This is a genomic window from Novosphingobium sp. (assembly GCF_027531025.1).
Taxonomy (GTDB): domain Bacteria; phylum Pseudomonadota; class Alphaproteobacteria; order Sphingomonadales; family Sphingomonadaceae; genus Novosphingobium.
Window position 1 is genome coordinate 288,721 of sequence record NZ_JAPZQX010000003.1, and the last position, 11,130, is coordinate 299,850.

Annotated in this window: 6 protein-coding genes; all 6 read left to right on the top strand. The window is 69.0% G+C overall.

Annotated elements, in window-relative coordinates:
• The first annotated feature begins 97 nt into the window (after positions 1–97).
• The 6 genes from O9281_RS04455 to addA are packed head-to-tail and all read left to right on the top strand — an operon-like array spanning position 98 to position 11,112.
• Positions 98–2,455, top strand: coding sequence for a PAS domain-containing sensor histidine kinase (locus O9281_RS04455; RefSeq protein WP_298183299.1), 2,358 nt, complete (start codon positions 98–100; stop codon positions 2,453–2,455).
• A 13-nt stretch (positions 2,456–2,468) separates the two neighbouring features.
• The gene (gene tsaE, locus O9281_RS04460) at positions 2,469–2,918 is read left to right on the top strand and encodes a tRNA (adenosine(37)-N6)-threonylcarbamoyltransferase complex ATPase subunit type 1 TsaE (RefSeq protein WP_298183301.1); all 450 of its coding nucleotides are present in this window, start codon (positions 2,469–2,471) and stop codon (positions 2,916–2,918) included.
• Positions 2,909–3,892 carry a phosphotransferase gene (locus O9281_RS04465; RefSeq protein WP_298183303.1) on the top strand — a complete coding sequence of 328 codons (984 nt, stop codon included), beginning with the start codon at positions 2,909–2,911 and terminating at the stop codon, positions 3,890–3,892. Before tsaE ends, O9281_RS04465 begins: the two co-directional genes overlap by 10 nt.
• Positions 3,889–4,623, top strand: coding sequence for a nucleotidyltransferase family protein (locus O9281_RS04470; protein WP_298183305.1), 735 nt, complete (start codon positions 3,889–3,891; stop codon positions 4,621–4,623). The genes O9281_RS04465 and O9281_RS04470 overlap by 4 nt, the downstream gene beginning before the upstream one ends.
• On the top strand, positions 4,616–7,609 hold the full coding sequence (addB, locus tag O9281_RS04475) for a double-strand break repair protein AddB (protein ID WP_298183308.1): 2,994 nt from the start codon (positions 4,616–4,618) through the stop codon (positions 7,607–7,609). Before O9281_RS04470 ends, addB begins: the two co-directional genes overlap by 8 nt.
• Complete coding sequence (gene addA / locus O9281_RS04480; RefSeq protein WP_298183310.1) at positions 7,606–11,112, top strand: double-strand break repair helicase AddA; 3,507 nt, start codon at positions 7,606–7,608, stop codon at positions 11,110–11,112. The genes addB and addA overlap by 4 nt, the downstream gene beginning before the upstream one ends.
• The last annotated feature ends 18 nt before the right edge of the window (positions 11,113–11,130 follow it).

The window sequence follows — 11,130 nt, forward strand, 5'->3', positions numbered from 1 at the left end:
CGCGGCCCTTAGGCAATCCGGCCGTCATCGCCGCTTTCGCGGGGATGACGGCTTTGCTGCGCTTGCCAAGCGGCCCCCCCGCGCATAGCTGGAAGGCATGACGCTTTCCCCGACCGCCCTTGCGCTGATCGGGCTGCTGCTGGCGGGCTGGACCGTCGCGGCGGCCTGGGCCGTGCTGGCTGCGCGCTGGCGGGAAAAGCGGGCCGAGGCAGGCCAGCGCCAGGCCCGGCGGCTGGCGCGGATGGTCGACGAAAGCCCGGCGATCCCGCTGCTGGTGCGGGTCGATGGCCGGATCGAGGCACCGCAGCGGCTGGCCAACTGGCTGGGCCTCGATGCCGTACCGCAATTCCTGACCGAGCTGGACGGGGGCCGGATCGATGGCGGCGGCGGCGGGCTGACCACCGAACAGCTCACTGAACTGAGCGAAGCGGTCCGCCGGTGCCAGCGCACTGCTAACCCGTTCCGTCTGGTGGTGACACCCAAGGGTTCGAAGCGCAGCCTGGCGCTGCGCGGCCACCTGGCCGATCCGGCAATCTCCCCCGGCGGCGCGGCGCTGGTCTGGGTCTTCGACTTTTCCGATAGCGAGAGCGAGCTGGTCCAGCTGCGCGATGCGGCCCGGCGCGCGCAGGATGATTTCGCGGCCCTGGTCGGCCTGATCGAGGCCGCGCCAATGCCGATGTGGTTCCGCGGTCCCGACGGCGAGCTGCGGCTGGTCAACGCCGCCTATGTTCAGGCCGTCGCCGGTGAAGATGCCCGCCAGGTCGTGGCTGACGGGATCGAGCTGATCGAAAGCGTCGATGGCCTGACCGCGCGTCAGGTCGCCCTCCAGGCGGCGGGCAAGCAATTGCCGATCGAACGGATCGTGCCGGTGACCATTGCCGGTGCGCGGCGCTCGTTCCGCGTTACCGACCTGCCGCTGGGTCAGGAAGGTGTGGCCGGCTATGCGGTCGATATCGAGGACATGGAGCAGCTCGCCCGCGATTTCCGCGCCTTCCGCGACGCCCAGCGGGCCATGCTAGACCAGTTCTCGGCCGGGGTGGCGCAGTTCGATGCCCGCCGCCAGCTGACCTTTGCCAACCAGCCATTCCTGCGGATCTTCGCCCTGAAGCCGGCCGTGCTGGTCGATCCGCCGCCGTTCGAGCGCCTGCTCGACCTGGCGCGCGACAATGGCCGTGCCCCCGAAGCGCGCGATTTCCCCGCCTGGCGGCGCGAACGGGCGGGCTGGTTCCTGGCCAGCGAGGCCCAGGAAGAGGCCTGGTCGCTGGCCGATGGCTCGCACCTGCGGATCGTCGCCCAGCCGCTGCCCGATGGCGGACTGTTGCTGATTGCCGAGGACCGGACCGAGCAGCTGCGCCTGTCCGCCACGCGCGACACCCTGCTCCGCACCCGCACCGCCACTTTCGACAGCCTGTTTGAATCGGTTGCGGTGTTTGCGCCCGATGGCCGGATGCAGCTGTGGAACCGGCGCTTTGCCGCCGACTGGGGGCTGGAGGACAGCTTCCTCGATACCCACCCCCGGATCGAAAGCCTGCTGGAACGGATCGCGCGGCGGCTGGCCAAGCCGGTCAAGGCCAAGGCGGTGGGGGATGTGGTCCGCGCGGCCACGCTCGATCGCAAGCAGACCGGTGGGCGCGCCGTCCTCGCCGATGGGCGCACGCTGGAATATGCCGGGGTGCCGCTGCCCGATGGCAACGGGCTGCTGACCGTGCTCGACATCACCGACAGCCAAAAGGCCGAGGAAGCGCTGAAGCAGCGCGCCGCCGCGCTGGAAGAGGCCGATGCCCTGAAGACCCGGTTCCTCGCCAACATGAGCTATGAATTCCGCACGCCGCTGACCTCGATCGGCGGCTTTGCCGAGCTGCTTGAGGCCGGGCTGGGCGGGGAACTGAGCGAACAGGGGCGCGAATATGTCGGGGCGATCCTGTCATCCGTCGCACGGCTGGGGGACCAGATCGAATCCGTGCTCGACCTGTCGCAAAGCGAGGCCGGGCTGCTGCCGCTGGTCCAGGAGGATGTCGAGCTCTACCCACTGGTGACCAAGCTGGTCGAGGACCGGGCCGAGCGCATCCGTCAGGCGGGCCTGACGCTGGACCTGCGTGGCGACCGCGGTGTGGGGCGGATCACGGGCGATCCGCGCCGCCTGGCCCGCGCGGTCGGCCACGTGCTGGACAATGCCATTGCTGCCACGCCCTCCGGTGGCCGGGTGTTGGTGGAGCTTTCGGGCCGCAAGGGGCGGGCGCGGATCGTCGTGTCCGACAATGGCCCCGGCATGGACGCAGCCACGCTGGCCCGCGCGCTGGAGGGCATCAAGCTCTCGCCCGATGGCAAGGCGGTTGAGCGCCGCCAGGGGATCGGCCTGCCGCTCGCCCGCCGCCTGGTCGAGGCGCACGGCGGCACGCTGGAACTGCTGTCCGAACCGGGGCAAGGCACCGCCGCGATCATCGATCTTCCATGAGTAGGGACGGGGCATGAAGATTGCACTGCCCGATCTGGCCGCGACTGCCGCGCTGGGCCAGCGGATCGCCGCCGCGCTGCGCCCCGGCGATGTTGTGGCGCTGTCCGGCGGGCTGGGTGCGGGCAAGACCACCCTGGCCCGCGCGATCATCGCCGCGCTGGGCCATACGGGCGAAGTGCCGTCGCCCAGTTTCGCGATCATCGAGACTTACGATCCTCCCGCCGTGCGGCTGCCGCTGGTCCATGCCGATTTCTATCGGCTCGAACGGCCGGAAGAGGCCGAGGAACTGGGCCTCGACGACTATCGTCAGGGTGCCGCGCTGCTGGCCGAATGGCCCGAGCATGCGGGCGGTTTCGCCCATGAACCGGCCTGCCTCTCGATCAGGATCGAAACTGCGGAAACGGGCCGGATTGCGATTGTGGAACCCGGCGCCGATTGGCTAGGGCGAGAGGGATGGACGTGAAGCTTCCCGATGGGCTCGATGCCTTTCTCGCCGCCGCCGGCTGGGCCGGGGCCGAGGTGCACCCGCTGGCTGGCGATGCCTCGTTCCGGCGCTATTTCCGGATCCGGCGGGGCGACAAGACCGCCATGCTGATGGACGCGCCGCCGCCGGAAGAAGATCCCGCGCCGTTCCTGCGCGCGGCCAAGTGGCTCGATGCCAATGGTCTGCGCGCCCCGCGGATCCTGGCCGAGGATGCGCCGCGCGGGCTGGTGCTGCTGGAAGACTTCGGCGAAGTACGGATGCGTGAGTATCTTGATCAGTGGGCGGATGACGAGCGCGCGGTCTATCAGGCGGCGATCGATGCCCTGGTCGAACTCCACCGTTTGCCGCCGGGGCCATTCCGCGACTATTCGCTGGCCGAATACCAGCGCGAGGCGAAGCTGCTGGTGGACTGGTATTGCCCGGCGCAGAACCTCTATGTCGATGGACCGGGCTATGCTGCGGCCTGGGAAGAGGTGCTCGGCCCGATGTTGCCGCGCCAGCGCCCCGGTGTGGTGGTGCTGCGCGATTACCATGCCGAAAACATCATGCTGCTCGGCTCGCTGCACAGCCAGGGCCTGCTCGATTTCCAGGACGCGCTGGTTGGCCATCCGGCCTATGACCTGGTTTCGCTGCTGCAGGATGCCCGGCGCGACGTGGCGCCCGCGCTCGAAGCGGAAATGCTCGAATACTACATCGGCAAGGTGGGAGCTGGCCCGGATTTCCTCGCCGATTATGCCCGCCTCGGGGCGCAGCGGAATGCCAAGATCGTCGGCATTTTCGTGCGGCTGTGGAAGCGTGATGGCAAGCCGCGTTACCTGAATTACATCCCGCGCGTCTGGGCGCTGCTCGAACGCGATCTGGCCCATCCGGCGCTGGCCCCGGTGGCGCGCTGGTTCGATGCCAATATCCCGGCGCATTTGCGCGCAGCGGGCGGGGGAACCTGGCCGGTATGACCACATTGCCCGGCACGGCGATGATCATGGCGGCGGGCAAGGGCACGCGGATGATGCCGCTGACCGCCAATTGCCCCAAGCCGCTGATCGAAGTGGCCGGAACCACGCTGCTCGATCACGTGCTGGACCTCCTGGCCGATGCCGGGGTGGGGCGGATCGTCGTCAATGTCCATTACCTGCCCGACCAGATCGAGGCGCATCTGGCCGGACAGCGCGGCCGGTTCGACGTGACGATCTCGGACGAGCGCGCCCTTTTGCGCGATACCGGCGGCGGGCTGGTCCAGGCCCTGCCCCTCATCCCCGATGATCCTTTCTTCTGCATCAATGCCGACAACTGGTTCACTTGGGCCAGCGAGAACCCGCTGGTTCGGCTGGCCAAGGCCTGGGATGGCGGACGGATGGACGTGCTGATGCTGGTCGTGCCGCATGAACGCGCGAACAACAGCAAGGGCATCGGCGATTTCGACCTGGGCGCGGACGGAAGCCTGTCGCGCGAGGGTCCGAAACAGCCGCGCGGCTTTGATTGGACCGGGGTGCAGCTGCTCTCCAAACGCCTGATCGTCGATCCGCCGGGCGAGGTGTTCTCCACCAACCTGTTCTGGGATCGCGCGATCGCGGCGGGGCGCTGCTTCGGGCTGGTCCACCAGGGCGAATGGTTCGATGTCGGCTATCCCGAGGCGATTGCCCTGACCGAGGCCCGGCTGGCCCAGATGCACCTCGCCGATGGCTGAACGGGCCGGACCACGGGTCTATTCGATCGCCGCGCACCGCGGCTTTGCCGATGCGCTGGTAGCGGGCCTGATCCCGCGTTACGCGGACAAGGAGCTGGGCCTGGCGCGGCTCACCCTGCTGCTGCCCAATCGCCGCGCCGAACGCATCGTCACCGAAGCCTTCGTGCGCCTGTCGGGCGGCGGCATGCTGCTGCCGCGCATGGCGGTGGTGGGCGACCTCGACCTTGACGAGACGCTCGGACCGCTGCTCGATCCGCTGGGGGCAGGGGCTGCCATTCCACCGGCAGCCGATCCGGTGCGGCGCTGGCTGCGGCTGGCCGAATTGCTTCGACCAGAGGTCGGTGAAGATCGCTTGAGAAGTTCGGGTCTGCTCAACCTCGCCTTCGAGACCGCGCGGACGATGGACCGCCTGTCGGTCGAGGGGATCGAGCTGGGGGACCTGCTCCAGGAGCGCGTCGCGGGGATCGTCGGGGAACTGGCCGAGCATTGGCGGCATTCGACCCGCGCCTTCGCCCGCGTCCAGGCGCTCTGGCTGGCCGAGCTGGCCGCGCGGGGCGAGGTCGATGCTCCGGTCCGGCGCAACCTGCTGTTCGAACATGCCGCGCGGCGCTGGGCGGCATCGCCGCCACCCTATCCGGTGGTGGCCGCCGGGATCACCAGCGCTTCGCCTGCGCTGGCGCGGCTGCTGGCGGTGGTGGCGCGGCTGCCCGGCGGGGCGGTGATCCTGCCCGACCTTGACCTGGCGCTTGAGCAGTCCGTGTGGGACGCTTTGGGGCAGGCTGGTGTACCGCAAGTGCCCGGTGAGGCACCCTTTGGTGACCGTGACGCGCTCACCCATCCGCAATATCACCTCAAGCTGCTGCTTAACCGGATGGGCGTTGCCCGCGACGAGGTCGAGCCCTGGCACCGGGCCGGTCTGGCCGCCGCTCCGCCCGAGCGCAGCAAGGCGATAAGCAACCTGTTCCTGCCGCCTGAAGGCAGTGCGGGCTGGGTCAGGCTGAAGCCCGATCAGCGCCGCCTTGCCGGCGTTCGCCTGATGGAAACCGCCCACCCAGGGGAAGAGGCCCAGGCCATCGCCCTGCTGATCCGCGAGGCGCTGGAAGTGCCGGAAAAGCGGGTCGCGTTGGTCACGCCCGATCGCGGTCTGGCGGCCCGGGTTGTCGCCCATCTCCGCCGCTGGAACGTCCAGGCCGACGATACCGCCGGCCAGCCGCTGCCGCAGACGACAGCGGGGCGGGTCCTGCTGCTGCTGGCCGAGGTCGCCGCCACGCGGATCGCTCCGGTTCCGCTGCTCGCGCTGCTCGGCCATCCCTTTGTGGGGGCGGGGGAAGGGCGTGCGGCCTGGCTCGACTATGTGCGCGCATTGGACCTTGCCCTGCGCGGCCCGCGGCCCGCGCCGGGCTTCCATCCGATCCAGGCGGCGGTCGAACGGCAGCAAAAGCGCGGTGCCGGCAGCGCGATCGCGGCCTGGTGGCAGGAGGTCGAGCTGGTTCTCACCCCGCTGACCGACCTGCCCGAGCAACTGCCACTCGCCGACGCGCTCGACCGGCTGGCAACCGCTGCCGAGGCCCTTTGCGGCCCGCGGATCTGGGGCGAAGCCGATGGCCGCGCGCTGGCGGCCTGGCTCGAGGAACTGCGCGAGGCTGCCGCAGCGGTCGGCACTGCGCTGCCCCCCGCCGATCTACCGCGCGTCCTGCGCGAGGCGATGGACCGCGTTGCCGTCCGCCCACCTTGGGGCGGCCATCCGCGCGTGGCGATCTATGGCCTGCTGGAAGCGCGGATGAGCCGGGCCGATCTGGTGATCTGTGCCGGCCTGGTCGAAGGAACCTGGCCCGCTGCGCCCAGCCCCGAACCCCTGCTTCCGCCTGCCGTGCTGCGCGCCCTGGGCGTGCCGGGCGGCGAGTTTCGCATCGGCCTTTCAGCGCACGACCTGGCGGCTGCACTTGGCGCGCCCGAGGTGGTGCTCAGCTGGGCCCAGCGCGGCGAGGGCGGGCCGGTGATCCCCAGCCGCTTCGTCCTGCGGGTCGAGGCGATGCTGGGCGAACTGGCAGCCAGTCACCGCGAGCATACGGCAATCGACCTCGCCCGGCAGCTGGACCGGGCAAGCACAGCGCCAGCCTATCCGCAACCAAAGCCAAGGCCAACCGCAGTGCAGCGCGATGTGCCGCTGGCCGTGACGGCGATCGACCGGCTGCGCAGCGATCCCTACCAGTTCTATGCCGGGGCCATCCTGCGGCTGAAGCGCCTCGATCCGCTCGATGCCGATCCCTCGGCGGCCTGGCAGGGCACGGTCGTCCACGCCGTGATGGAACGCTGGCACAAGGAGGGCGGTCAGGCAGGTGCGCTGGTGAGCATCGCCAAGGCCGAACTGGCCAGGCTGGAAGCCCACCCGGTGGTCCGCAGCCTTTGGTGGCCGCGCCTGCAAAAGGGGCTCGAGTGGGTCGATGCCCAGATCGCCAGGGACCGGGGCGAAGGCCGCGAGGTGATCGCCAGCGAGGCCCGGGGCGAAATGCAGCTGGCCGGGGTCAGGATCCACGGCCGGGTGGACCGGATCGACCGCAAGGCCGACGGCAAGCTGGTTGTGGTCGACTACAAGACCGGCACGCCCCCATCGGGGAAGATGGTTGAGAACGGCTTTGCCCTGCAGCTTGGCACCCTGGGCCTGATCGCCGCCGATGGCGGTTTCACTGGCGTGGCGGGCGATCCTGACGGGTTCGAATACTGGTCGTTTGGCAAGAGCGTCAAAAGCGAGACCGGGTTCGGATACTCGTCCGAACCGGTGAAGGATGGCCAGAAAAAGTCCGGCCTGCCGCGCGCCGAATTCCTCAGCAAGACCGAAGACTACCTGCGCGAGGCAATCGAAACTTGGATCAGGGGTGATGCGCCGTTCACGGCCCGTCTCAACCCCGACATCGGCGGCTATAACGATTTCGACCAGCTGATGCGGCTCGATGAGTGGCAGGCGCGCAGCGAGGACGGGGCATGAGCCGGGTCTATCCCCTGCGCGGCAACCAGGTGCCGGCCGTCGCGCCGGGCGAAGTGGTGTGGCTTTCCGCCTCGGCCGGAACGGGCAAGACCCAGGTGCTGTCGGCGCGTGTCCTGCGGCTCCTGCTCGATGACGGAGTGCGGCCCGAACAGATCCTGTGCCTGACCTTTACCAAGGCCGGGGCGACCGAAATGGCGACCCGCATCAACGAAGTGCTGGCCCGTTGGGTCCGTGCCTCGGAGAATGACCTGTTCAAGGACCTCGAGGCGATCGGGGCAGCATCCGGGCCAGCCGCGCGCGAGCGGGCGCGCCGCCTCTTTGCCGAAGTGCTCGATTGCCCCGGCGGCGGGCTGCGGATCGCCACGATCCATGCCTTTTCGCAATGGCTGCTCTCCGCTTTCCCCAGCGAGGCGGGGCTGCTTCCCGGCGTCAAGGCGATGGAGGACCGCGACCGCGAACTGCTGCTGCGCGAAGTGCTGGCCGCACTGGTCGAACAGGCCGAGTCGAGCCACGACACGGCCACGCTTTCCGCGCTGGAAGCCCTGTCGATCCGGATGGGGCCTGACAAGGTACCCGCCTGGCTGCTGCGCTGCGCCACGGCGCGCGAGGCCTGGGAAGGGCCGGGTAGCTGGCAACCGCCGATGCGCGATGGGGTTCTGCGGGTGCTGGGCCTGCCGGGCGATGTCAGCCGGGATGACTTGCTGGCGCTATGCGGGGATGACCGGTTCCCGGTCGATGCCTTGCGCCTGTGCCTGTCGGCTTATTCGCAGTGGAACGGCAAGAAGGGTCAGGATGGCCGGATCGTGATTGCCGACTGGCTGTCGGCCGGTCCCGCCGAGCGGCTCGAGCGTCTGCCAGACCTGCACAAGGTGCTCTTTACGCAAAAGGACACGGTCAAGGACGAAACCAGCCTCGCGAAGTTCGAAGAGCATTTCGGCGATGCGGCCAATCAGGTGCTGGTGGCCCGCCTCGCCATCAGGGACCTGGCGACACTGCTCGATCTCGCAGATTTCCTTACCCCGGCGCTCGAAGTGGGGCGCAAATTCGCGCTGGCCTGGGACGAGGCCAAGGCGCGGGCCGGGTTCATCGATTTCGATGACCAGATCCGCCGGGCGGCGGCCCTGCTGAACAGGCATGAACTGGCCGAATGGATTCGCTACAAGCTGGATCGCCGCTTCGATCATATCCTGGTGGACGAAGCCCAGGATACCAATGCCGCGCAGTGGCAGATCATCGACGCCCTGACCGGCGATTTCTTCAGCGGCGAGGGCGCCCACGGCGAAAAGCTGCGGACGCTGTTCGTGGTGGGCGATTACAAGCAGGCCATTTTCCGTTTCCAGGGCACCAGCCCCGAGAACTTCGCCCGCGCCAAGGAGCGCGTACGGGCACAGCTCGATGGTCTGGCGGCCAATATCCGCTCCTTGCAGAGGAACCTTGCGACGCGCAGCCTGCAGGACCTCGATCTGGGGCAGAGCTTTCGCACCGCGCATGAGATTCTGGCCTTCGTCGATCGCACGATTGACGCCATCGGGCACGAAGGGCTGGGGCTGGCAATCCCGTCGGCACCGCACCTCGGCGAGGATCGTCCGGGCCTGGTCACGCTCTGGCGCGTGATCGGAGCGGAATCCGAAGCCGATGCCGCCGAGGATACCCCGGCCGAGGCGGATGACGAGGGCGATGAAGGCTGGCTCTCGCGCAGCGATCGCAAGCTGGCGGACAAGATCGCGCGGCAGGTCCGCGACTGGCTGGAACAGGGCTTTCCGCTGGTCAAGGGCGAAGCGCCGGGCAAGGCACGCCGGGCCACGGCCGGTGACATCATGGTGCTGGTGCGCAAGCGCAAGGAACTGGCCGGGCTGATCGTGGCGCGGTTGCATGCCGCGAGCGTACCCGTGGCCGGGGTTGACCGGTTGCGGCTGGCGGCGCCGCTGGCCGTGCGCGACCTGATGGCGGCGCTGCGCTTTGCCGCCTTGCCGCTCGATGACCTGAACCTGGCAAATCTCCTGGTTTCGCCGATGCTGGGCTGGAGCCAGGACGAACTGATGCGGCACGGCTGGCGGCCCGATGGCGTGCGGCTGTTCGATCACTTGCGCGCGACGCGCGGGGAACCGGTGGTCGAAAGGGCCTGGGCGCAGATTGCCGAACTGCTGAGGATTGCCGATTACGAGCCGCCCCAGGCGCTGCTCCATTGGTTGCTGGTCGGGCCCTGGCAGGGTCGGCAACGGCTGGTCGCGCGGCTGGGGACCGAAGCCAACGATCCGATCGATGAACTGCTCAACGCCGCCAGCGCCTATTCGGCGGGCAATGTGCCGAGCCTGAACGGGTTCATTCGCTGGTTCGATGCCGGTGAAGGCGAACTGAAGCGCGAATCCGGCAAGGCTCGCGACGAGGTGCGGGTGATGACCGTGCACGGATCGAAGGGCTTGCAGGCTCCCATCGTGATCCTGGCCGATGCGGCCGATGATCCGGCCGGGGGCAAGCCTAGCCCGCTGGAAATCACCGATCCGGCCAGCCCGGCGGACAATCCGCGTCGTATCCCGATGCCGCCCCTGCCGAAAGGCCAGGAACTGGGCCGCCTCGCCGAGGAACGCGCGCACGTCACGCGAGAGGAACTGCAGGAACACTGGCGGCTGCTGTACGTGGCCATGACCCGCGCCGAGGAAGCCCTGTTCATCGGCGGTGCGCTCTCTGGCCGTGAGAAGGCGCCCAAACCCGACAGCTGGTATGCCCGGCTGGAGCCGCTGTTTGCTGGTGATTGGCAATCCGACCCGTTGTGGGGCGGGATCAAGCTCCACGGCGCTCAGGCTGAAGTGGCAGTGCCACCGCGGAGTGGCGAGGCCCGGGACCTGGGACTGCTCCCGCCCTGGGCCGAGCGCGCTGTTGCCGCCGAACCGCGCCCACCGAAGCCCCTCGCTCCATCGGCCTTGGGCGAGGACCTTGCCAGCGACCCGCCATTCCCGCCCGGTGCGGGCGCTGCGGGCGCTGCGGCCGCGCGGCGCGGGGTGCTGCTGCACCGCCTGCTTGAACGCCTGCCCGAACTCCCCGCAGCCGAGCGCAAGGCGGCGGCGCAAGCGTGGCTCGCGCAGCAGGCCGCTGACCTTGATGGCCCGGCCCGCGCTGAAATGGTCGATTCCGCCTTGAAGGTCCTCGCTGAGCCAGCCTGGGCCGGCCTTTTTGGCCCTGCCGCACTGGCCGAAGTCCCGATCGCCGCCGTGGTGGCGGGACAGGTTGTGGCCGGCACGATCGACCGGCTGCTGATCGAGCCGGAGCGGATCCGGCTGGTCGATTTCAAGACCGCCCGCCGCCCGCCCGCCGCGCTGGACGAGGTGCCGGTGGCGATCCTGCGGCAAATGGCGGCCTATGCTGCCGCGCTTGAGGTGACCTATCCGGGGCGCTCGGTCGAGGCCGCACTGCTCTACACCCAGCAGCCGCGCCTGCTGACGATCCCGGCAGACCTGTTGAACCTGCACAAGCAGGCATTGACCGCGCCGCAGGAAAGCTTTTGAGCACCCGCGATTGCCAAG

Coding starts and splice junctions, on each gene's coding strand:
- O9281_RS04465 (WP_298183303.1), top strand. CDS start 2,909: ATGGACGTGAAGCTTCCCGATGGGCTCGATGCCTTTCTCGCCGCCGCC.
- O9281_RS04455 (WP_298183299.1), top strand. CDS start 98: ATGACGCTTTCCCCGACCGCCCTTGCGCTGATCGGGCTGCTGCTGGCG.
- O9281_RS04470 (WP_298183305.1), top strand. CDS start 3,889: ATGACCACATTGCCCGGCACGGCGATGATCATGGCGGCGGGCAAGGGC.
- tsaE (WP_298183301.1), top strand. CDS start 2,469: ATGAAGATTGCACTGCCCGATCTGGCCGCGACTGCCGCGCTGGGCCAG.
- addA (WP_298183310.1), top strand. CDS start 7,606: ATGAGCCGGGTCTATCCCCTGCGCGGCAACCAGGTGCCGGCCGTCGCG.
- addB (WP_298183308.1), top strand. CDS start 4,616: ATGGCTGAACGGGCCGGACCACGGGTCTATTCGATCGCCGCGCACCGC.